13 protein-coding genes are annotated in these 23,232 nt (G+C 51.4%); 11 read left to right on the top strand and 2 right to left on the bottom strand.

What is annotated here, in order from left to right:
• Positions 1–108: 108 nt before the first annotated feature.
• From DZK30_RS12135 to DZK30_RS12150, 4 genes are all read left to right on the top strand, one after another.
• Positions 109–909 carry a T9SS type A sorting domain-containing protein gene (locus DZK30_RS12135; RefSeq protein WP_118974398.1) on the top strand — a complete coding sequence of 267 codons (801 nt, stop codon included), beginning with the start codon at positions 109–111 and terminating at the stop codon, positions 907–909.
• A 42-nt stretch (positions 910–951) separates the two neighbouring features.
• On the top strand, positions 952–1,419 hold the full coding sequence (locus tag DZK30_RS12140; protein WP_118974399.1) for an RDD family protein: 468 nt from the start codon (positions 952–954) through the stop codon (positions 1,417–1,419).
• Between the two features lie 104 nt (positions 1,420–1,523).
• Complete coding sequence (locus tag DZK30_RS12145) at positions 1,524–3,293, top strand: amino acid permease (RefSeq protein ID WP_118974400.1); 1,770 nt, start codon at positions 1,524–1,526, stop codon at positions 3,291–3,293.
• Positions 3,294–3,329: 36 nt separating this feature from the next.
• Positions 3,330–4,868 (top strand): c-type cytochrome, encoded by a 1,539-nt coding sequence (locus tag DZK30_RS12150; RefSeq protein WP_118974401.1) that lies wholly within the window; start codon positions 3,330–3,332, stop codon positions 4,866–4,868.
• 58 nt (positions 4,869–4,926) lie between these two features.
• Here the strand turns inward: DZK30_RS12150 and DZK30_RS12155 are convergent, their stop codons facing one another.
• Both DZK30_RS12155 and DZK30_RS12160 read right to left on the bottom strand, forming a co-directional pair.
• On the bottom strand, positions 4,927–8,244 hold the full coding sequence (locus DZK30_RS12155; protein WP_118974402.1) for a vitamin B12-dependent ribonucleotide reductase: 3,318 nt from the start codon (positions 8,242–8,244) through the stop codon (positions 4,927–4,929).
• 192 nt (positions 8,245–8,436) lie between these two features.
• Positions 8,437–9,663 (bottom strand): hypothetical protein, encoded by a 1,227-nt coding sequence (locus tag DZK30_RS12160; protein ID WP_118974403.1) that lies wholly within the window; start codon positions 9,661–9,663, stop codon positions 8,437–8,439.
• 166 nt (positions 9,664–9,829) lie between these two features.
• On the opposite strand from DZK30_RS12160, the gene proS reads away from it, so the two are divergent.
• From proS to DZK30_RS12195, 7 genes are all read left to right on the top strand, one after another.
• Positions 9,830–11,308 (top strand): proline--tRNA ligase, encoded by a 1,479-nt coding sequence (proS, locus tag DZK30_RS12165; RefSeq protein ID WP_118974404.1) that lies wholly within the window; start codon positions 9,830–9,832, stop codon positions 11,306–11,308.
• Between the two features lie 176 nt (positions 11,309–11,484).
• Complete coding sequence (locus DZK30_RS12170; RefSeq protein ID WP_118974405.1) at positions 11,485–13,428, top strand: gliding motility-associated C-terminal domain-containing protein; 1,944 nt, start codon at positions 11,485–11,487, stop codon at positions 13,426–13,428.
• 197 nt (positions 13,429–13,625) lie between these two features.
• A complete protein-coding gene (locus DZK30_RS12175) occupies positions 13,626–14,507 on the top strand; it encodes a T9SS type A sorting domain-containing protein (RefSeq protein ID WP_118974406.1) in 882 nt (293 codons plus the stop codon).
• 90 nt (positions 14,508–14,597) lie between these two features.
• On the top strand, positions 14,598–16,895 hold the full coding sequence (locus DZK30_RS12180; protein WP_118974407.1) for a T9SS type B sorting domain-containing protein: 2,298 nt from the start codon (positions 14,598–14,600) through the stop codon (positions 16,893–16,895).
• A gap of 74 nt (positions 16,896–16,969) precedes the next feature.
• Positions 16,970–18,313 carry a tRNA lysidine(34) synthetase TilS gene (gene tilS, locus DZK30_RS12185; RefSeq protein ID WP_162903046.1) on the top strand — a complete coding sequence of 448 codons (1,344 nt, stop codon included), beginning with the start codon at positions 16,970–16,972 and terminating at the stop codon, positions 18,311–18,313.
• 254 nt (positions 18,314–18,567) lie between these two features.
• Positions 18,568–19,842 carry a c-type cytochrome gene (locus DZK30_RS12190; protein WP_240432910.1) on the top strand — a complete coding sequence of 425 codons (1,275 nt, stop codon included), beginning with the start codon at positions 18,568–18,570 and terminating at the stop codon, positions 19,840–19,842.
• A gap of 106 nt (positions 19,843–19,948) precedes the next feature.
• On the top strand, positions 19,949–23,086 hold the full coding sequence (locus tag DZK30_RS12195) for a TAT-variant-translocated molybdopterin oxidoreductase (protein ID WP_118974409.1): 3,138 nt from the start codon (positions 19,949–19,951) through the stop codon (positions 23,084–23,086).
• Positions 23,087–23,232 lie beyond the last annotated feature (146 nt).

The following is a 23,232-nucleotide window of genomic DNA, read 5'->3' on the forward strand; positions in this document are numbered from 1 at the left end:
GGCTGCCCTCGCTGTACAAAATGATCCCGGAGCAAAGGGGGCGGCTTTGCCGTAGTCGCCGCCCTTTACTCCGGATAGCTTACCGGGTCTCAACCGATCAACCTAGTCATGATGTTCCGACTGCTATGTCTATACCTATTGCTGCTTGGCTGCTACGCCGGCCACGCTCAAAGCACTCCCGACAAGGAGGTGACGATGTGCGTGGGCGATACGGTGACCATGAGCGCCGAAGTGCTCTTTGCCGATAGCCTGCAATGGTTCCGCAACGATGTGCCTGTCCCCGGTGCGCATAAGGACACGCTGGTATACCTGGAAGGTGGCTTGTTTTACCTCCGCGCTTATTCGGGTAAAGCAGTATGTATGGATCAGTCTGGCGATATCAGGGTATTTGTAACGGCGCCGCAAACGGTCGACGACCATATCCTGGTGCCACTGGGCAAACCCGTATCTTTCGATGCCCTCGCCAACGATCAGCCACTGTGTGCTCCCTTCGACCGGAATACATTTACCATTGTTTCCCCTCCGTCCATTGGTACGCTTACAGCATGGAAACAGGGATACATCGTCTACAAGCCTTCGACTACTACCATTGGCACTGACCGCTTTACCTATAGGGTGCGGGATGTGGATGGCCGGCTGGCCAATGAGGCCACGGTATACCTGGAGCTGATTATTGACTGCGCGATCTTGTATCCCAATCCCGTAGACCAGATCCTGCACGTCACGGTCAACAATAAACGCATCTATGCCCTGAAAATATACGATGCTACAGGAAGAGAAATGTACCGCACGCTGGTAGATAAAACGGCATTCGATATCGATATCAGCACTTACGCCCAGGGTATCTATATCGTAGATCTGCTCGAGAAAGACGGCAGCGGGTGTACGATAAAAATACATAAGAAATAATATGTGATATTGCCGCAATTTTTATCTTTGGCCCCAAAAAAAATGCAAGAAGATCAATTCTATTCCGAGATTTTCCCCGAAAAGCAGGTCGTGTATGGCACTTTCTGGGAGCGGTTTGCGGCTGCTTTTATCGACGGCCTTATCATTATCGTCATCAACACATTGATCGGCCTGCCCCTGGGCATCGGCCCTTTCCAGCGATCAGCCGGTCTTACCGGCAATGTGCTGCTGGCAAAGCTATTACAGACCGCTGCCGGCTGGCTCTACTACGCGCTGCAGGAAAGCGGTCCCCGGCAGGCGACCCTGGGTAAGAAGGCCATGAACCTCAAAGTCACCGATATGGAGGGCAATCGTATTTCTTTCGGAAGAGCCACAGGACGGCACTTTGCCAAGTGGATATCCGCAATCATTCTCCTCATCGGCTATCTCATGATGCTGTGGGACGATAAGAAGCAAGCCCTCCACGACAAAATAGCCGGTACCCTGATCGTGGATAGCCGCGCCAGCTAAAACAATACCAGTGCCTTTTAGGAAAGGCCTCATAAGTAAAAGAAGTTCCTTTTGACTGCAAATGGAACTTCTTTTTCTATTTTTAGCCCCAAATCGACCTTGGTATGCCGCATCCATTATTCCGGAAGAAGTCTATTGACACTATAATCAATGATGCCGAGCAAGGTATGAGCGATGGGGAGGGGCATAGCACCGCCCTCAAGCGGGTGCTCACCGTACGGGATCTTACCTTTTTCGGGATCGCTGCTATCCTGGGTGCGGGGAGCTTCAGCAGCCTGGGTGGTGCGATCTTTCATGGCGGACCAGGGGTCGTCATCCTTTTCATAATCACCGCTATTGCCTGCGCCTTCACCGCTATGTGCTATTCCGAGTTTGCCAGCCGCATACCCGTGGCCGGCAGCGCGTATACCTATTCCTACGCTAGCTTCGGGGAACTGTTTGCCTGGATGATCGGCTGGGCGCTGATTATGGAATATTCCATTGGTAATATCTACGTAGCCTACAGCTGGAGCGACTACTTTACATCATTGCTGGGTAAGATGCATATTCATGTACCCGCATACCTGTCGACCAGCTATATGGAGGCGAAGCATGCGGTGGAGCGGGGTACCAGCAATAAGGAATTACTGGAAGCCTGGAACCAGGCGCCGGTGGTGGCCGGCTTGCGCATGATCCTGGATGTGCCTGCACTTATCATCAATGTATTGATCACCTACCTGGTTTTCGTAGGCGTAAAGGAAAGCCGGAATTTCAGCAACCTGATGGTAGTGCTGAAGCTTGCGGTGGTAGTGCTGATCATCATAGTCGGCGGTTACCTGGTCTTCTCGCACGGGCTTACCGCCAACTGGACGCCACCGGGAAAGGCCGGGGGACGTTCCTTTATGCCCAACGGCTTCGGCGCCGTCATGATGGCGGTAAGCGGTGTCTTCTTCGCCTATATCGGCTTCGATGCAGTAAGTGTGCTGGCCGAAGAAAGCAAGAACCCGCAACGCGACCTGCCCCGGGGGATGATCCTGTCGCTGGTATTGTGCACCATTATCTACATTCTGCTTACCCTGGTGCTCACCGGGGCGGTAGATTACCGCAGCTTCGACGGTGTTGGCGATCCTTTGGCCTTCATCTTTGAGCCGGAGCACCTCAATGTAGGCTGGATGCAATTTTTTGTGGCCATTACAGCCGTAATTGCCATGACCAGCGTATTGCTGGTATTCCAGATGGGCCAGCCGCGTATATGGATGAGTATGAGTCGCGACGGGTTGCTCCCGGGGATATTTCAACGGATCCATCCCCGGCACAAGACACCTTCTTTTTCCACTATCGTAACGGGGCTTGTAGTCGGTATCCCTATTCTATTTACCGATAAGACCTTTGTGCTGGACTTTACCAGCATCGCAACCTTGTTTGCCTTTGTGCTGGTATGCGGTGGGGTATTGCTCATTCCCCGCAAAGAAAAGGTGGCCGGGCGTTTCCAGCTTCCTTATATCAACGGGCGTTTTATTTTTCCTCCGATCGTGGTCCTTGCCATACTCCTTGCCTGGTTGCTCAACCCGGCTTATTTCAGCGATATACTGCACTTCGATTATACCGGCGTAGCAGAATATGTGCAGGGAAAGCAAAGCTTCTGGGACCTGGCCCTGCCGCAGCTCTCCCTTATCCTGTTCTGGACATTTGCGATAGTGTTGGCGTTCCTTTCCTTTATTAAAAAATATTCCCTCATCCCACTGATGGGCATCATTACCTGCAGCTACCTGCTTACCGGAATGAGCAAAAACAACTGGGTCTGGTTTATTGGTTGGCTGGGCCTGGGCCTGGTCGTCTATTTTGCATACGGCTACAGAAATAGCAAATTAAACCGGGAGAAGGTTGTGGAATAGGTTTGTTACCTGCATCTGGAGTAGAAACGCTGATCCATGAAAAAATACCTGTTACCACTTCTTTTATGTTTGTGCCTGGGTTCAGGCTGTACGGAAGATGGCGCTTTACTGCCATCTTGGTTAAATACCGGTAATCTCGAAACCGACTACTACGATATAGACCTTAGCCGCGACACCTTGCTGCATACGGCGAAAGGCGCCGAGATCAGGATTGTCGCAGGCGCCATTGTATCGGGCAATAAGAAAACAACGCGGCTGGCCATCAAGGAGGCCTATAGCATGGAAGATATAGTGAGGGCCGGGCTGATGACGAAAAGCGGGGACCGGCCGTTGAGCAGTGGCGGCATGATCAGTATCAAGGCTGAAGATAAAGAGGCACACATCGTAAAAGCGCTCCAGGTTAAGATACCCTCTGCTAATGCAACGCGTAATATGCAGCTGTTTAAAGGTAATGAAGACAAAAACGGTCATGTCGATTGGGTAGACCCGCAGCCGCTGGCAGCGCCGAAAATTTTCGATACCATTGCTGCCGGGAAGGCCATATTCCAGAGCAGTTGCCGCTCCTGCCACGGCCCGGATAAAGATCTTACAGGTCCTTCATTGGCTTTTATTCCCCGGCGCCGCGACCCGAAATGGCTAAAGCAATTCATCCACAACAGCGCTAAGCTGATTGCCGACGGGGACCCGCTGGCTAATTGCCTCTACGAGCGCTGGAACAAGACAGCAATGACGGCCTTTCCCTCGCTTACCGATGCAGAGCTGGAAAGCTTGTACCGGTATCTTGATGAAGAAAGCAAACACCTGAACCCTGCCGACTACCCCGATTTTAGGGCCAGCCTGGATAGCTGTGCCGTCTACTATAAGCTAAGGGCAGCATTGGAAGAAGAGCGGAATGGCCTGGTAATACAGAACGGCCCCGAAGTACAGTACCATTACAGCGACACCCTTTATCATGCCTTTGTGACGCAGGAAAATGTGGTTGTGCCCAAGGCGGACTTCAGCACTTATTACCAGTTCGATATTAAAGTATTTGGCTGGTACAACGTTGATATTTTCACCAAGGAGCTGCCGGGCTTTGAACCCAGCCTGCTGAAAGTAAGGCTGGAAGGAAATTTCCGGGAGCATGCCAACGTCTATATTATTATTCCTTCAGCAAGAATATTTGTCGACGGCGGCTTGCTGAAAGGAGAGGAATCGGTTTATGGTTTTTATGCCGACGATGGCCGGGTGCCGCTGCCCCAGGGTAAAGAAGCTTATATCATGTCTTTTACAGAAAAGGACGACCATATTACCTTCGGGCTGACACGGTTTGTTACAGGCAGGAATAATGATATTGCCGTTGTTCCTGTTATCACCAGTAAAGAAGAAATGAACAGGAAGATCAAAACGTTTTCCTTCGAAGGGCTGACGATCGAAGCCAACGATTCCCGTAATGCCGGTTCGATCAGGAAGCTCGACAAGCGGTTGAAGGATGTGGAATCGTTGAAACCAAAAGGCTCCGATTGTGGTTGTATATCCCACGAGGAACCGTCGGATAGTGTCCGGACGGGCATCAATTGGGAAATAAATAGATAAAATAAGGCGCCTGGAGAAGGCGCCTTTCTTATAAGCAAACACAAACTAAAAGTATCGGTTAGCTGCAGCCGGTGGTCGTGCCGCAGTTGGGGCACATGTAGCAAGTGCCGTTGCGCAGGGTAATATTGCCGCAATTGCTGCAGGCCGGGGCATCGGCGCTGGTGCCCATCAGCTTTTTGGTATCTGCATCAGCGATAACAGGCTTGGGTGCTACGGCCTTTACTTTTTGTGGTACAAGGGCCTGCTGCGGCGCCGTGATCCTTACCTGCGACAGTTGCTGGCCGGCGGTAGTGTCGGTATGGTGCGGCAGCTTCTCTTCGTCGGTAACATGCACCAGGTCTTCCCGGTCAAGGTATTCGTAGGCCAGGGCCCTGAACACAAAGTCCAGCACCGAAGTTGCAGTCTTGATATTGGGGTGTTCGACAATACCACTGGGTTCAAAACGGGTGAAGATGAATTTGTCTACATATTCTTCCAGCGGTACGCCATACTGCATACCTACCGAAACGGCGATGGCAAAGCTGTTGAGCAGGCTACGCATGGTAGCGCCCTCTTTCGCCATATCGATGAATATCTCGCCCAGTGTGCCGTCGCTGTATTCCCCGGTACGCAGGAACAGGGGTTGCCCGCCTACCTTGGCTTTGTAGGTATAGCCGCGACGTTTGGCCGGCAAGGTTTTGCGTTCCACAATACGCGACAGCTGGCGCTTCAGCTGGGTATCGGGGCTGTCTTGTACACGCTTGTTCACTTCTTCCAGCAGATCTTCGATAGTCAGCTGGCTCATGTCCACGATATGGCTTCCGGTAGTGGCCACAGGTGTTTCGGCGGGTGTTTCTTCTTTCTTTTTCTTATCGCTTTTGTTGCTCAGGGGCTGGCTTAGTTTGGAGCCGTCGCGGTACAGGGCGCAGGCCTTAATGCCCAGCTCCCAGCTCAGGAAGTAGCAGTCCTTGATCTCTTCTACAGTAGCTTCGTGTGGCAGGTTAATGGTCTTGGATATGGCGCCGCTGATAAACGGCTGTGTCGCCGCCATCATACGGATGTGACCATGCGCATGGATAAATCGCTCACCCTTACGACCGCATTTGTTGGCGCAGTCAAATACAGGCAGGTGCTCCGGCTTCAGGTTGGGCGCGCCTTCGATCATCATAGTGCCGCATACGTAATCGTTGGCGGCTTCTATTTCCTGCTCGGTAAAGCCCAGGGCTTCCAGCAGGCTAAAGTTGTAATCGAAATACTGTTCCGGCCTGAAGCCCAGCCGCTGCAGACACTCTTCGCCCAAGGTATAGGCGTTGAACACAAAGCCTATCTCAAAAGCACTTTCCACAGCAGTATCCAGCTTCTTCAGCTCTTCAGCGATCAATCCCTTTTCGCTCAGCGACTGGTGATTGATGAACGGTGCGCCGGCAAAGGTGCCATGCCCTTTGGCATATTTAACGATAGCGTCTGCTTCTTCGGGTTTATAGCCCAGCTTGCGTAGCGCGGTAGGTATGGATTGATTGATGATCTTGAAATAGCCGCCGCCGCTCAGCTTTTTGAATTTTACGAGCGCAAAATCGGGCTCGACGCCCGTGGTGTCGCAGTCCATCACCAGGCCTATAGTCCCGGTGGGTGCAATTACCGTGGCCTGTGCATTGCGATAGCCGTATTGCTCTCCCATCTGCACCGCTTCGTCCCATGCCTTGGTTGCTGCGCGCAGCAGGTAATCGGGGCAATAGCGGGCGTTAATGCCCATGGGTTTGATCTCAAGGCCTTCATAGGCATCGCCTGCATCGTAGGCTGCCGCACGATGGTTGCGCATCACCCGCAGCATGTGCTTTTTATTTTCTTCGTACCGGGAAAAGGCGCCAAGGTGTTGGGCCATTTCGGCCGAGGTCTTGTAGGCCACGCCGTTCATGATCGCGGTTACTGCGCCAGCGATAGCCCGTGCTTCATCGCTGTCGTAGGCAATACCACTCACCATCAGCATAGAGCCCAGGTTGGCGTAGCCCAGGCCCAGGGTACGGTAGTCGTAGCTGAGCTGCGCTACTTCGGGAGAGGGGAATTGGGCCATGAGCACCGATATTTCCAGCACTACCGTCCACAGGCGCACCATATATTCAAAGCCGGCCACATCGAAGGTGCTGCTTTCCTCGTCGAAGAAGCGACGCAGGTTAAGCGATGCCAGGTTGCAGGCTGTATTGTCGAGGAACATGTATTCGCTGCAGGGGTTGGAAGCCCTTATTGCTCCGCCTTCGGGACAGGTATGCCATTCGTTGATGGTGCTGTCGTATTGGGTGCCGGGATCGGCGCAACGCCAGGCGGCGTAGGATATCTTTTCCCACATTTCCCTGGCAGGAATGGTACGCATCACACGGCCGTCGGTACGGGCGGTGAGCGCCCAGTCCTCGTTATTGATCAGCTTATGGAAAAAAGCATTGGGTACCCTTACCGAATTGTTTGAGTTCTGACCGGAGACGGTGCGGTATGCCTCTCCTTCATAGTCGGAGGCATAGCCTGCAGCGATCAAGGCTGCTACTTTCTTCTCTTCCTCTACTTTCCAGTCGATGAAATCGATCACTTCGGGGTGATCCAGGTCGAGGCATACCATTTTGGCTGCCCGGCGGGTAGTACCACCGCTTTTAATGGCGCCGGCAGCGCGGTCGCCGATCTTCAGGAAGCTCATGAGGCCGCTGGAAGTACCGCCGCCGCTCAGCTTTTCTCCATCGGCACGTATATTGGAGTAATTGGTGCCTACACCGCTGCCATACTTGAAAATGCGTGCTTCCCTGGTCCACAGGTCCATAATGCCGCCTTCATTTACCAGGTCGTCCTCAACGCTGAGGATAAAGCAGGCATGCGGTTGCGGGCGCTCGTACGCATTGGTAGAGCGTTCCAGCTTACCGGTAACCGGATCTATGAAAAAATGTCCCTGGGCTTTTCCGTTGATGCCGTAGCTGTTGTACAGGCCGGTATTGAACCATTGGGGTGAGTTAGGCGCGCAGTTTTGCTGCAAAATGCTATACACCAGCTCATCATAAAAAATGGTCGCATCCTGCTCCGAGGCAAAATAGCCATATTGCCAGCCCCAACTGCGCCAGCATTCGGCGAGGCGATGCGCTACCTGCTTAATGGAAGTTTCGCGGCCAAGGCTGCCGTCGGGCTGCGGCACGCCAGCTTTACGGAAATATTTTTGGGCAAGGATGTCGGTAGCGATCTGAGACCAGTGGGCAGGGACTTCCACGTCGGTCATTTCGAATACCTTTTCCCCGTTAGGATTCCGGATCACTGAGGTACGGTAATCATATTGAAAGAGGTCAAAGACAGGGATATCTTCCCGGGTATAGTGGCGTTGGAAAGAGAGGCCCTGGCCTTTATGGGTTGTCTTGGATTTACTCATGAGGAGCGCGATTTTAGCATTAATTGTTGCGGGCAATAACGAAGTTAGATCATGTATTAAGGAAAAGTGTTTTTTAAATATCCACAGGTCTGTGGATAAATTTTCCGCTATTGTCCCTGAACATTTAAGGTCATTTTTATAAAAAAAACCACGCCGTGAAGCGTGGTTTTTCTCTCTGTATTTAAATCGTTTTTATCTGCGACCGCCGCTCATACGGGCGCCACCACCATTGAAGCTACCGCTGCTACGTGCCGGTGAAGGGCTACTAAAGCTGCGTGAAGGCGCCGGGCTGCTGAAGCTACGCGAAGGTTGTGCCCGTTCTGCGTTGTAGCTGCGTGAGGGCTGGGCACGTTCCATGCCACCACCGCGGTTCATATTCTCTGGATTGCCCCGGAACATATTGCCGAAGAAACCATTGCGCCGTACCGGTGCTGCTTCCTGCATCTGAGACCTGCCGCCGTTTACGGCTCCCTGGTTGATCTCGGCCGCGCCACGATCGTTGAGCCTGATGGCCTGGTTGTTATTTTCAAATGCACGTTGGTTGCCGTTCATCCTTACCCGCTGGTCGCCCACCTGCATGCCGCCCCTGTTCATGGTGGCGCCATTGAGGTTTACGGCGTTATCGCGGTTCATTACGGCATTTCCGGCACGGCCTCTCATGGGCTGCATCACGGTACCGCCGTTGTTGGTGTTCATGGCGCGCATATTGCTGGCACGGCCGTAAGCGCCAGCGCTGAGCATACCATTACGGGCTCCGCGGGGACCATAGTTCACGGTACGGCCATAATAGCCGTAGCGACCATCGTTGGCGCCTGCATAGTAACCGTTCCAGTAGCCGAGACCATAGCCTCCGCCCCAGCCCCAGCCACCATAAGGGTAGTACCAGGAACCAAAGCCGCCGTAGCCAAACCAGGTATTGATACCCCAGCAGTTGCTCCAGTAAGGGCCACCGCCCCAACCCCAGCCCATACCTACGCTAAAGCCTGGCGTATACCAGCCACCCCAGCCGTAGTAAGGGTTTGAATAGAACGGATCGTACCAAAAGGGACTATATACACCACCCCAATAACCTACAGAGCTCATGGGATAGTAGAACCTGCGGATACGGGAAGTGTAAGAATCGTCGTCGTAATCGATATAAGCATCATCGTCGTTGCCGTAGGAGTTGTTGTACACCTGGGCATTGCCGTTGTTGTTGTAGCCGCCATCGTTGTAGCCGTTGGTGCTGCTGTAATACTCAGCGTCACCCTGCTGCGCCTCCTGCTGTTTCTTTTGCTTCTTGGCGTCGGCTTTTGCATCCTTCTGTGCCTGTGAGCCGTTGTAATAGACGTCATCCACATAGCTGCCATTGCTTTGGGCAAAAGCAACAGTGCCGGAGAACAGCGCCACGACAAGGCTGGCAAAAATTAAGCGTTTCATGTGAGCGTATTTTGAATTTCCTAATGTTGTTTCTCCAAAAAGTTAAAGACCTTATGCCAGTCTGAATACCTTCTTTTGTATCCAAAAATACTACATTTGCGGCAATTCGGTAGTACACTTCTTGTATAGGAATATAGACATTAACTAATCAATAAGGTTTAATTGCATGAGTAAAGAAATTACAAGCCGGGAACAGGATTATTCCCAGTGGTACAACGACCTGGTTTTAAAAGGCGAGCTGGCCGACTATTCGGCGGTAAGAGGCTGCATGGTGATCAGGCCCTACGGTTTTGCCCTCTGGGAAAATATGCGGGATCAGCTCGACAGGATGTTTAAAGAAACCGGCCACCAGAATGCCTATTTCCCCCTATTCGTACCCAAAAGCTTATTTGAAGCGGAGGAAAAGAATGCGGAAGGATTTGCCAAGGAATGCGCTGTGGTAACGCATTACCGCCTGAAGACCGACCCTGAGCATAAAGGCAAGCTGATCGTGGATCCTGAAGCCCGCCTCGAAGAGGAGCTGGTGGTACGACCCACTTCGGAAGCCATTATCTGGAATACCTACAAAGGTTGGATACAATCGTACCGCGACCTGCCTATACTCATCAACCAGTGGGCCAATGTGGTGCGATGGGAAATGCGCACCCGCCTGTTCCTGCGTACAGCCGAGTTCCTGTGGCAGGAAGGGCATACCGCGCATGCGACCAGCGAAGAAGCCCTGGAAGAAACGCGCAAAATGCTGGAGGTATACGCCACTTTTGCGGAGGAATACATGGCGCTGCCCGTTGTAAAGGGTGTGAAATCGGCCAATGAGCGTTTTGCCGGTGCGGAAGATACCTATTGCATCGAGGCGCTGATGCAGGATGGCAAGGCGTTGCAGGCAGGCACTTCCCACTTCCTGGGACAAAATTTTGCCAAGGCTTTCGACGTAAAATTTGCCGATAAAGAAAATAAGCTCGAATACGTGTGGGCGACCAGTTGGGGTGTGAGCACCCGCCTCATCGGTGCGCTGGTAATGGCGCACAGCGACGATAACGGCCTGGTGTTGCCGCCAAGGATCGCACCCTTGCAGGTGGTCATCGTGCCGGTGTATAAAGGGCCGGAGTCCAAGGCGATAATTGACGAAAAAGTGGCCGGCCTCGTCAAAGAACTAAAAGCGAAGGGTATTTCAGTCAAATTTGACAATGACGATAGCAACCGTCCGGGCTGGAAATTTGCCCAGTACGAACTGCAGGGCGTACCGGTGCGTATTGCTCTGGGGTTAAGGGATATCGAAAATAACCAGGCTGAGGTAGCGCGCAGGGATACTAAGGAGAAACAGACCGTAGCGCTGGATGGCCTTGCCGGTCATGTGGCTGCTCTTTTGGAAGAGATACAAACGGCGATGTTCAACAAAGCCAGATCTTACCGGGACGAGCATATTACGAAAGTGGATACCTGGGCCGATTTTGAGCGAGTGCTGGAAGAAAAAGGCGGATTCATTGCTGCCCATTGGGACGGTACGCCGGAAACAGAAGAGGAGATCAAGACCAAAACAAAAGCCACCATACGTTGTATACCATTGAATAACGAACAGGAAGAGGGAAAATGCATCCTTACCGGGAAGCCGTCCAGGGAAAGAGTGCTGTTTGCCAAAGCCTATTGATAACCTGCCATATCATCATGAGTAATTGAAGGTTAGTTCAATATAGGAAGGGAAAAAAAATCCTTTTTTACCCAACCCTAGATTTTTGATAGGAGTCTTATTATTTTACAACCGGACAATGTTGTCTTTCTGTCAAATTTCATAACTTCAACGCTCATTTTTTAATTACAATAGATATGAAGGGGTTCAAAGTACTATTTCTTTTAGCAGTTCTCTTTACCTGTGGTATAGCGCGGTTGCATGCCCAGATCGCGCTTCAATATTCGGATACGACAACCTGTCCGGGACAGCCTTTGACCATGTGTGCCAGTCTGACCGGGCAGGCGACGAATATTACTGTCGATGATAAATACAGTAAAGTGATCCCTTTAGGCTTCGATTTTACTTATTTCGGGAAAGTGTATAACAAATGTATCATATCGGGTAACGGTATGCTGACTTTCGATACTACGATGGCGGATCAAAACGGTGCTAACTGGTATTGGGGGCAAGCTTCTGTAATGGGCTTTAATGGTGTGACCCAGGCTAACAATTCCGTAATGGTGACTTTTGAGGACTTGCTTCCCTCACCTACTGAAGGTCTGATTCGCTACCAGCGGATCGGTCAGACAGGCGCCAAGCGTTTTGTGGTGGAATGGTGCCGGGTGCCGGTATTCAGCGGTACCTGTAAAAACTTTATCGTGACCAGCCAGGTGATCCTGTACGAGGGCAGCAATAATGTTGAGATGTATACCACCAATCTGCCGCCAATACCTATTGCAAGTATGTGCCCCAGCGCTTCCGGTCCTACTTACTACGGTCAGGTGGTTCAGGGTTTGCGTAACGACAATGGTACGGCCTCGTTCTATCCGCCGAATCGTGATCCCGCAGTCTCTGCCACAAACTGGGGTGTGACCGGCGTGACCAACGATGGTATGCTGTACACACCTACCGGCTCGGCGACCTATAGCATGAACCCTATTGCATTTAATCCCTGGCTGATCATCGATTCCATAAGCTCACCCGACCTTAAGTGGTATACAGAGACTGATCCCAACCTGCCCATCGGAACCGGTTCCTGTGTTTCTGTAACGACTAATGCCAATATCAACTATTATGTAGTGAACTTTACGGGTAATGCCGGCTGTGACCCCGGTCTCCGTATCTTCACCGATACCGTAAGAGTGCACTTCGGTACTTCTTACGACACGACCCGTGTGGAAATTTGCGCCGGCACTACCTATAGCTGGTTCGGCCGCAACTACTTCCTGGCGGGCAATTACGATACCTTGCTTCATACCGCCCTGGGCTGCGATAGCTTGCTGCGGCTGGAGCTGAAAGTAAACCCGCTGCCCGATATGACTATGAGCAATTTCTCCGCCACCATCGGTCTTTGCGGATCGGATAGTGCGGTGCTGGCGCTTGCCAATCCCGGGCCCACTACGACCTATCAGTGGAACAGAGATGGCAACCCTATTTCGGGCGCGACCCTGCCCAAGTATACGGTAACGGCCCCCGGTGTCTACGATGTGACAGCGACCACCGATAAGAACTGCTCACTCACCTCGCAGAAGGTAACCGTTACCATTAACCCATCTCCGGAGGCGAAGATAGAGCCGCTTAAGGATGAAGTGATATGCGCTTATGATACTTTGGAGCTGAAGGCCATTCCCGGCAATATTGCAGCCGGAGACTACTACGATTACCGCTGGTCGCCAGAGAAACCTTTCCGCTTCGAATCGGGATCCGACGGGTCTAAAGTGAGAGGCGTATTCCTGGAGCCTACCGAGGTAGTGCTGACTGTATACAACAAATACGGCTGTTATATTACCGATACCACGCTGGTACGAACCAAACCCTGCTGCGAGGTATTTGCACCCAATGCCTTCTCTCCAAACGGTGACGGACTGAATGATTACTTCAACCCGCAGCTGCAGCCCGGCCAGGTTCTCGTATCCCTGCAGATTTATGACCGCTATGGTAAGCTGGTATATAACAATACCAATATCAAGAAAGGCTGGGACGGTCGCTACAAAAACGGCAGCGATGCTGCAGCAGAAGTTTATATGTACCTGATGAAGTACACCTGTGCCGATGGCAAACTTTACGAGAAGAAAGAGTCGGTAACAGTGCTCCGTTAAAGCAATTATTTATATCAGAATGACAGAGGGCTTTCCATACGGAAAGCCCTCTGTCATTCATAAATTAATATAGATTAAAGTGAAAATTATATACAAATTATCCTTTCCTAATTTGATAAACGGGTGTCTTTTTTGAGGTAGAATGGGTATATTCGCCAGAACCAAACAATTACAAAACTGTCCCAATTTAATTGCCGATGAATAGAATTCGACATTATGCCTCTTGTTTTTCTTTATTGTTCCTTACCATAATCCAGGCTGCGCAGGCGCAAAATATTGATCTCTTCGCCGAGATCGATATGGATGCCCACCCCAATCTTTGCCCGGGCAAAATATTCGGTGATACGACTACCGACCGGGGGCCCAAAGGAGTATGGAGCATGGGCTCCTACGGTCCGGCCACGGTGTACGAGAATACCGAAATCTGGTATCTGAACTCGATGAGCCGTTTTCTTACGCCACATGAACAGGATAGCCTGGGGACCGGTCCCGGCAGCTACTGGATACAAAAGCTGCTGATACAGGAAAATGTGGAAGCGCCGGATTACCTGAACAGGGAGAGCGACCGCCCGGTCAACGATATCGGTATATTGCTCGACTGGACTGCCTATCAGAATGGCACGATCAAATACCTTGCGCCGCCTTATACCGCCGATACCGCCTACGGTTTTTTTGTGCATGTGCTGGGAGCCGGCGATGGCCCCGATGACCTGCAGAATGATGATAATAACACGGACAATAACTGGGCGGTTAAAAAGATCGTATGGGGTTGTGATCCGGTATCGATCGGGGAGCTGCTGCGCCGGGGCGAAAGGCTTCCCCTGACGCTATTCCCCAATCCGGCCAGCGATAAGATCAGCTTCAACTTTAACACTGCCCAGGCTTTCGCCCCTCTAGACATTACCATCAGAAGCATAACAGGACACGTGGCGCTGCACCTTCAGCAACGCGCCGGCGCGGCCGGCAGCCAGCAACTATCGGTTGATCTCGCCGCCGCCGGCCTCAATGAAGGACTATATCTTCTTGAGATCTACGATGGCCGGCAATATGCCAGCGGCAGGTTTGCCCTGATCCATTAATAACCGGACGGGTTGCTACCTGCACCGGATTAAATTACATATCTATCCAAACACCCCATCTGCACCGATGGTCATTTTAATAAAAGAACTATGAAAAAGCGCTACTATTCCTCTTTTCTGCTCCTCTTTTTTCTGCTGTGGCATGCAGGCCTTTCCCACGCTAACCACATATTGGGTTCCGAGCTTCGCTACCAATTCGTATCGGCGTCGGGCAGTGCGCAAACCTATAAACTAACTTTTGTTTTCTTTGCCGATTGCAGCCTGGCCTCATCCGGGTCGTTCAGCACGCTGGTGCCACCGGCCACGCCCAGGGTAGTGATCGAGATCTATAAGAACGGCGTACACCAATCGTTGGGCTCAGGTCCCGGGGGGGCTATATTTCTCGATCCGGTAGCGGTGAACTACCAGGAGGAAATTACACCCGTGTGCCCCGACGAAGCCAACAATACCCAATGTTCTGTGCCCAAGGGAGATTATCCCGGTGTTATGAAATTTACTTTTGAAGGCACGGTTACGCTTCCCGATACCTCTTCCAACTGGCGTTTTAATTTTGAAGGCGATCATTTCAACAACACTGCAGGGCGCAGCGGGCTCATCAATAATCTTTCCGGCACTGGTACGATGTGCATCTATGCTACGCTCAATAATACAATCCCCATTATTCCCGATCCGGTAGGCTATTACCAGGACGATGCCGGCAACTATGTACCGGTTTTCCCTCCTTACGACACTACCGGTAAAAACAATTCACCCTCGTTTACATCCGATCCTACGCCCTTTTTCTGTATCAACCAGCCTACCACATTTAACCTGGCGGCGATTGACAATGACGGCGATTCACTTTCTTTTGCCCTGATCCCCGCGCTGAATACACCGGTAATGGCCAATGGTACTTATACGAACTGTAACTATGTAGCGCCGCTGATGGGTACCGCTCCCATTGCTGCCGCGCCGGGCTCGTTCAGCTTCAGCTCCGTTACGGGCCAAACTTCCTTTACACCCAATGCTTTGGTCAATGCCTGCGTGGTACAGCAGGTAAGCGAATACCGCGAAGGCAAGCTGGTAGGCACCAGCATGCGCGAAATGACCTTTATTATATTGGACAACTGTCCCAACCAGGGTCCGCAAGGGCCGGTGACCAATATCAACAATGGCAATGTTGACCCCGCCGATCCCACCAGGATCAATGTATGCCAGGGGATCAACGGCAATGTGGCTTTTGACCTGCAGGGCAACGATCCCGACGGCGACAATATCAACATCTTTGCAACCAACCTGCCCGAAGGAGCGACCGCGCCGGTAACCAGCAACGGAACGCCTAATCCTGTAATGCACTTCAGCTGGGATATTGGTGGTTACGCTCCCGGCGATTATATTTTCTTTGTTACCCTTAGAGATGATGGTTGTCCGGTAAGGGTAACCCAGACCATTGCCTATACCATTACGATACATGAGGCTTACACTTCGGGCAGCACCGATACGATCCAGATCTGTAATGGGGAGACTTACGAGTTCTTTGGCAATCTCTATTACAAGACCGGCATTTATGATACGACGTTTAAATCGGTATATGGATGCGACAGTGTAAAGGTGCTGAACCTTAAAGTGAATCCCCTGCCCAATATGCTACTGAATGGCGGGAATGCAGCGGGCATCTGCCCGGGCAACAAGACCCTGCTCTCCCTGGCCCTGCCCGAAAGCAGTACGACCTATCAATGGCTGAAAGACGATGAAGCCATTGCCGGCGAAACAGGACCCGCCTATGCGGCCAGCAATGCCGGCATATACAAGGTAATTGCCGTTACAGATAGAGGCTGTCGCGATACTTCCAAACGGATCAAACTGGAGCTGTATCCCGCGGCGGAAGCGCGTATCACATCCGTGAGTGAGAACAATATCTGTATGGGCGATACGGTCACGCTGGAAGCGCAGGAAGGCGATCGCTATATCTACCGCTGGGCCCCCGAAAAATTCTTCCGCCTGTTTGGTGAAGCGGAAGCCCGTACAGTAAAGGGCACGATTGCGTATAGCGGACCGGTAACACTTACCGTATATAATAAATACGGCTGCCAGGATTCGGATACGATGATGATGAATACCCGGCCCTGCTGCGAAGTATTTATGCCTACAGCATTTTCACCCAATATGGATGGCGTAAACGACTATTTCAATCCTACGCTCCAATTGGGACAGGTAATCGTCACGATGAAAGTATTCAACCGCCTGGGTAAGCTGGTATATGACAACACGAATATCGAAAAGGGCTGGGATGGCACTTATAGCAACGGACAGCCTGCAGCGCTGGATACCTATATGTACTATATCAAGTATTCCTGCACCGATGGTAACAACTATGAGAAAAAGGGCGATATTATACTGCTGCGGTAGTGCTTAAAATAAAACGCGGTTATCCGCAGAACCATTCTAAATTTGCCGGGCCGGAAGGTCCGGCTTTTTTATTTATGATCCTTAAGCGCCTGCAGAACATCGTTGCCGGGCAACAGTGGCAACATAAAAAGATCCTGGTAGCGGTAAGCGGTGGCCTGGACAGCATGACCCTGGCCCTGCTCCTGCAGCAATCGGGGATAGCAATGGCTATAGCGCATTGTAACTTTGGCCTTAGGGGCGTCGAATCGGATGCAGATGAAGCGTTGGTACGGTCCTGGGCAGCTGCAATGGCTATTCCTGTTTATGTACAGCAGTTCGATACGCCAGCTTTGCTGGAAGCGCAGGGGGGCAACCTGCAGGAGCTGGCCCGTGAGTTGCGGTACGGATGGTTTGAAACCCTCCGGCAAGAGCTGGGCTTCGACCTGGTGGCTACGGCCCATCACCGGCAGGATTCGGTGGAGACCCTGCTGATCAATTTTTTCAGGGGAACCGGGATTACTGGTTTGCATGGTATTTTGCCGCAGCAGGGCAAGATTATCCGTCCGCTGCTGGCCTTTACCCGCGCCGAGCTGGAGCAGTACGCCCGGGAGCAAGAGCTGGTCTGGCGCGAAGACAGCAGTAACAGTAAAGATGATTATACCCGCAATGCGGTAAGGCAGCACCTGTTGCCTGCAATTGAAAAGATATTTCCCCGGGCTGTTGATCAGCTGGCAGGCAATACGCTCCGTTTGCGTGAGGCCGAGTTGCTGTACCAGGAATCCATTGAACGCTACCGGAAGAAGCTGATCGGGCAGCGTGGCCAGGATTGGTACCTGCCCGTGCTAAAGCTGCGGCAGGTGCAGCCACTGGCGACCATATTGTGGGAGCTGGTTAAGTCTTTCGGTTTTCATGCTGCGCAACTGACCGATATCCTGCACCTGCTCGATGCGGAGAGCGGCCGTTATGTGGCTGCTCCCGACTACCGTATTATCCGCAACCGCAATTTTCTCATCATTACGGCGCAGCAGGCCGAAGCAAGCACACATATATTAATAGAAGCAGGGGAGGCGAGCGTCGATGCCCCCGGCTATACCCTTACCGTCCGTACCAATACTTTTGGGGGTGAGGAAGAGATGGCCGCCATCCGCAAGCTGGAACCGGAGCAACTATGCGTGGATGCCGGAATGCTGCATTTCCCGCTTGTGCTGCGACCCTGGAAGACTGGCGATTACTTTTACCCCCTGGGCAAGCTGCGCAAAAAGAAAAAAGTAAGCCGTTACCTGATCGAACAAAAGGTGCCTTTACATGAAAAAGAAAAGGTATGGGTGCTGGAAAGCAACAAGAAGATCGTTTGGGTGGTGGGCCGGCGTGCCGACGACCGTTTCCGGGTAACGGAACAAACGGTGAACTGCTGTTATTTTTCGGTGAAACCCCGGTAAAGCTGCTTTTTGGGTCCCTGTCTTCGGCGGCGGAAAAAAATGACAGTTTGGAGACGCTAAAATGACAATGAGGCGACGTTTTGATGACAGAATCGTGACAAACACATATTCAAAATGACAATTAAAAACGCTGAAACCCGCGCCAGTACTGAAAAATTTTTTTTAACGAATGTGTAGAAACTTTGACGTTCGTGTTGTACTTTTGCCCCCACATTAGCCTAAAAAGGATCGTAAAATAAAAAAATAGTTTACACGTGTCTCTATATTTCAGGTCAAAATCATTTTTCAGGCAGGTAACTTTCTGTGCTCTTGCCCTCATTTTCACTCTTATTTCTGTTGGTTCCGCATCTGCCCAGGACGGTAAAGCCCTGTTCCAGGCCAATTGCGCCAGCTGTCACAACCCCATCAAAGACGCGACTGGTCCGGCTCTGAAGGGTGTGGATAAGCGTGTGCCGAGCAAAGACTGGTTGCACAACTGGGTACACGGTTCTGCTAAAGTGATCGCCAGCGGCGACAAATACGCTAATGATCTTTACAATAAGTGGAACAAGACGGCGATGACCGCCTTCCCCAACCTGACCACACAGGAGATCGACGCGATCGTAACCTATGTAAACAGCGTTCCTGATAAGAAGCCTGAAACCACGCCTACCGGCGGTGGTGGCGGTGGTGAAGAAAAAGACAATACTTGGCTGTATACGATCATTACGCTTGGCCTGGCGCTGCTGATCTTCATCCTGACCCGTGTAAACAAGACGCTGAATAAAGTAGCCAACGATAAGCAAGGCCTGCCTACCAAAAATGAGACACCGCTGTTCCGCAGCAAAGTAACCATAGCCATTGTCAGCATTATCCTTATGTGCCTTGCCGGCTACTGGATCGTAAATGGCGCGGTGAATACCGGCCGTCAACAGAACTACATGCCGAAGCAACCGATCTTTTACTCGCATAAAGTGCACGCCGGCGTTAACCAGATCAACTGTCTGTATTGCCATGCAGGCGCCGAGAAGAGCCGCCAGGCAATGATCCCTTCGACCAACGTATGTATGAACTGTCACAAGCAGATATCTGAGTACACTGGAGAAGAGAAGCTGGTTACTTACGAAGGCAAAGAGGTGAATGGCACCGAAGAGATCCACAAGCTGTATAAGGCGGCCGGTTGGGATGCTGAGAAGAAGCAATATATCCGCGATGCTGCCGGCAATATCAAAGCCACGCCGATCGAGTGGATCAAGATCCACAACCTGCCCGATCACGTTTACTTCAACCATAGCCAGCACGTAGCCGTAGGTAAAGTACAGTGCCAGAGCTGCCACGGAGCGATCCAGGAAATGGATGAAGTACACCAGGCTTCGGATCTATCTATGGGCTGGTGTATCAACTGTCACCGCCAGACCGCCGTACAGTTCAAAGAGAACGATTACTACAGCATATTCCAGAAATACCATGATGAGATCAAATCCGGCAAGCGTGAGAAAGTAACCGAGGCTGAGCTGGGTGGAACCGAGTGTCAGAAATGTCACTACTAATCTCCTGTTGAAGATTGCCGAGTACGATTGTAAACAAGCATTAAGGTGAGGCATGTGAACAAATCGCTTTCACATCTCCACATATCATATTATTCACATCAGACTTATGAGTCAAAAACAATACTGGAAGGGTTTAGAAGAACTGGAGCAAACTCCGGAGCATCAGCAGATCATCGAAAACGAATTTCAGAATGATCTGCCCGTTTTAGGCTTGAGCGACAAACTGCTGGATGCGACTACCCCCAGGAGGGACTTCCTGAAATTCCTGGGTTTCAGTACCCTTGCTGCTACGGTAGCGGCAAGCTGTGAGATGCCCGTGCGCAAGGCCATTCCTTATGCGATAAGACCCGATGCAGAGCTGCTGACGCCCAGTGTACCCAACTACTACGCTTCCACATTTGTAGATAACGGTGAATCTGTTTCCGTAATTGTAAAGACCCGTGACGGCCGCCCGATCATGATCGAGCCCAACACACTCTCTACCGTTACCAAGGGCGGTATCAATGCCCGGGTAATTGCGGCTACTTTGAGCCTGTACGATAAAGCCCGTCTCCGCCAGCCATATGTTTCCGGCAAGTCGGTAGATACCTTTGAGAAAGTGGATACGCCTATTGCGCAAGCCCTTTCTTCCGGTGGCGCCCATTATCTGGTTACCGGTTCTATTGTGAGCCCCACTACCAAAGATGTGATCAACCGCTTCCTGGCCAAATACCCGGGAGCCAAACATATCCAGTACGATCCGGTATCTTATTCCGGCATGCTGCTGGCCAATGAAATGAGCTATGGCAAGCGTGCGCTGCCCGGCTATCATTTTGACAAAGTACAGACAGTATTCAGCATCGGCGCCGACTTCCTCGGCAGCTGGCTGAGCGCAGTTGAATACTCTGCCGCCTTCACCACTACCCGTAAAGTGCTGGGCAAAGACGCGAAGAACGCGGTAATGAGCAAGCACTACCAGGTGGAAGGGATGATGAGCCTTACCGGCGCCAATGCCGATGAGCGCGCTACCTGCAAGCCTTCTGAATATGGTAAAGTTGCCGCAGCGCTTTACCGGGCAATTACCGGCGGCGCAGCTGTCAGCACGGGTTCTGCCAATGTAGACAAGCTGGTTAAAGCAGCCGCTGCCGATCTGAAGAAAGGCAACGGTCTCGTAGTCTGCGGCAGCAACGATGTGAATGTGCAGGTGATCGTGAATGCGATCAACAGCGCAATAGGCGCCAACGGCACCACTATCGACTGGAGCGCTACTACTAATGCCAAGCAAGGTATTGATGGCGATATGGTGAGCTTTGTGAATGCCCTGGATGCCGGACAAGTAGGTACAGTACTGTTCCACGGCGTAAACCCTGCTTACGATTACTTCGATAGCGAAAAATTCAAAAAAGCACTGCCTAAAGCGAAGGCCTCCGTTTCGTTCAACGACAGGATGGATGAGACCACACAGCTTTGTACTTATGCGGTCCCCGATCATCATTGGCTGGAAAGCTGGGGTGATGCAGAGCCGCGGGTGGGCTACTACAGCTTTATCCAGCCTACGATTGCACCCCTGTTCAAGACGCGTGCCTTCCAGGATAGCTTGCTGAAATGGTCCGGTGCAAGCGAAGCGTACCACGATATATACAATCAGTTCTGGGTGTCCAAGCTGGGCGGCCAGGCCAATTTTGATAAAGCACTGCAGGATGGTGTTGCAGAGCCTGCTACTCCGGCGATCGGCGGTGCTTCCTTCAGCGGCAATGTTGAGGACGCGATCGCTAAAGCTTCTGCCAAAAAAGGCGGCAAGTACGAAGTGATCGTTTACGAATCGCTTGGATTGGGTTATGGCGGCGCCTGGAGCAACAACCCCTGGCTGCAGGAAATGCCCGATCCCGTTACTAAAGCTACCTGGGACAACTTCGTTTGTATGTCGCCCAAAACAGCTAAAGAGCAGTTTGACGCAGAGCTGACCGGTATCAACCAGGTAGTGCGGGAAAAGCGCATCGTAAAGGTAAAAGTAGGTAACAAAGAGGTTGCCTTACCTATAGTAGTCGTGCCTGGTATGCACAACGACGTGATTGCTGTGGCTGTGGGTTACGGACGCGATATCAAAGTAGGCCGTGCTTCAGTAAACGGTAAAAATACTTATCCGCTGGTAACCTTTAATGGTCAGACTTTTGACTATGCCAACGAAGCTGCCATCGAGAAGACAAGCGATTTATATCCTATAGCAATCACACAGACGCACCATAGCTATGAAGATCGTCCTATCCTGCGCGAATATACCCTGGCCAGCTTCAAAGAGAATCCCCGCGAGCTGATCGAGGAGCGTAAGAAAGAGTTGGAACACTATACCCATCTGCATTGGGAAGGTCATCATCCCGAAGATCCCAACGGAGACCTGGATGAGAAAGCGTTTGAGAAGAATGGTACCATGTATCCCGTGCACGAGAAACCCGGTATCAAATGGGGTATGTCGATTGACCTGAATACCTGTACCGGTTGCGCTGCCTGCGTTGTGGCTTGCCAGGCAGAAAATAACATATCTGTAGTAGGTAAGCACGAAGTGCTGAAGTCGCAGGAGATGAGCTGGCTCCGTATCGACCGTTACTTTAGCGGTAACCCAGCCGATCCGGACAGCATCCAGGCGGTATTCCAGCCTGTTATGTGCCAACACTGCGATAATGCGCCTTGTGAGAATGTATGTCCCGTATCGGCGACCAACCACAGTAGCGAGGGTCTGAACCAAATGGCCTATAACCGTTGTATCGGTACGAAATATTGCGCCAATAACTGCCCTTATAAAGTACGTCGTTTCAACTGGTTCGACTTTAACGGAGCCGACAGCTTTGCCGACAACCTTTACGAAGATGGTCAGCGTGACGATATCAACGACGACCTTACCCGTATGGTGCTGAACCCCGATGTAACCGTTCGTAGCCGTGGTGTAATGGAGAAATGTTCTTTCTGCGTACAACGCCTGCAGGATGCTAAGCTGGTTGCCAAGAAAGAAGGTCATCCGATGAAGGATGGCGCCGCCAAGACTGCCTGTCAGGTGGCCTGCGCCTCTAACTGCATCACTTTTGGTAATGTAAACGATAAAGAAAGCGAGATCTATAAAGTACGGTACGAAGACAACAAGGAGCGTGTGTTCTACATGCTGGAGCAGCTGCACGTGCTGCCCAATGTAAACTATCTCTCCAAGATCCGTAATACCAATGCGATCGTGGCCGGTGGCGAAACTGACGAAATGTACAAACAGCATATTTAATTTTCAGGGTTTAACAGTCATTATCATTCAGAATAAAAACTTGGATCTGTTTTTGTAGCTTACAAATCTGCCATCCAATAATTACACGTTATGCATCTTAAATACGAATCGTTTGTTCGGGAGCCCTTGATTAACGGCAATAAGAC

It is taken from the genome of Taibaiella koreensis, assembly GCF_003545715.1.
Taxonomy (GTDB): domain Bacteria; phylum Bacteroidota; class Bacteroidia; order Chitinophagales; family Chitinophagaceae; genus Taibaiella; species Taibaiella koreensis.

Coding starts and splice junctions, on each gene's coding strand:
- DZK30_RS12135 (WP_118974398.1), top strand. CDS start 109: ATGATGTTCCGACTGCTATGTCTATACCTATTGCTGCTTGGCTGCTAC.
- DZK30_RS12140 (WP_118974399.1), top strand. CDS start 952: ATGCAAGAAGATCAATTCTATTCCGAGATTTTCCCCGAAAAGCAGGTC.
- DZK30_RS12145 (WP_118974400.1), top strand. CDS start 1,524: ATGCCGCATCCATTATTCCGGAAGAAGTCTATTGACACTATAATCAAT.
- DZK30_RS12150 (WP_118974401.1), top strand. CDS start 3,330: ATGAAAAAATACCTGTTACCACTTCTTTTATGTTTGTGCCTGGGTTCA.
- DZK30_RS12155 (WP_118974402.1), bottom strand. CDS start 8,244: ATGAGTAAATCCAAGACAACCCATAAAGGCCAGGGCCTCTCTTTCCAA.
- DZK30_RS12160 (WP_118974403.1), bottom strand. CDS start 9,663: ATGAAACGCTTAATTTTTGCCAGCCTTGTCGTGGCGCTGTTCTCCGGC.
- proS (WP_118974404.1), top strand. CDS start 9,830: ATGAGTAAAGAAATTACAAGCCGGGAACAGGATTATTCCCAGTGGTAC.
- DZK30_RS12170 (WP_118974405.1), top strand. CDS start 11,485: ATGAAGGGGTTCAAAGTACTATTTCTTTTAGCAGTTCTCTTTACCTGT.
- DZK30_RS12175 (WP_118974406.1), top strand. CDS start 13,626: ATGAATAGAATTCGACATTATGCCTCTTGTTTTTCTTTATTGTTCCTT.
- DZK30_RS12180 (WP_118974407.1), top strand. CDS start 14,598: ATGAAAAAGCGCTACTATTCCTCTTTTCTGCTCCTCTTTTTTCTGCTG.
- tilS (WP_162903046.1), top strand. CDS start 16,970: ATGATCCTTAAGCGCCTGCAGAACATCGTTGCCGGGCAACAGTGGCAA.
- DZK30_RS12195 (WP_118974409.1), top strand. CDS start 19,949: ATGAGTCAAAAACAATACTGGAAGGGTTTAGAAGAACTGGAGCAAACT.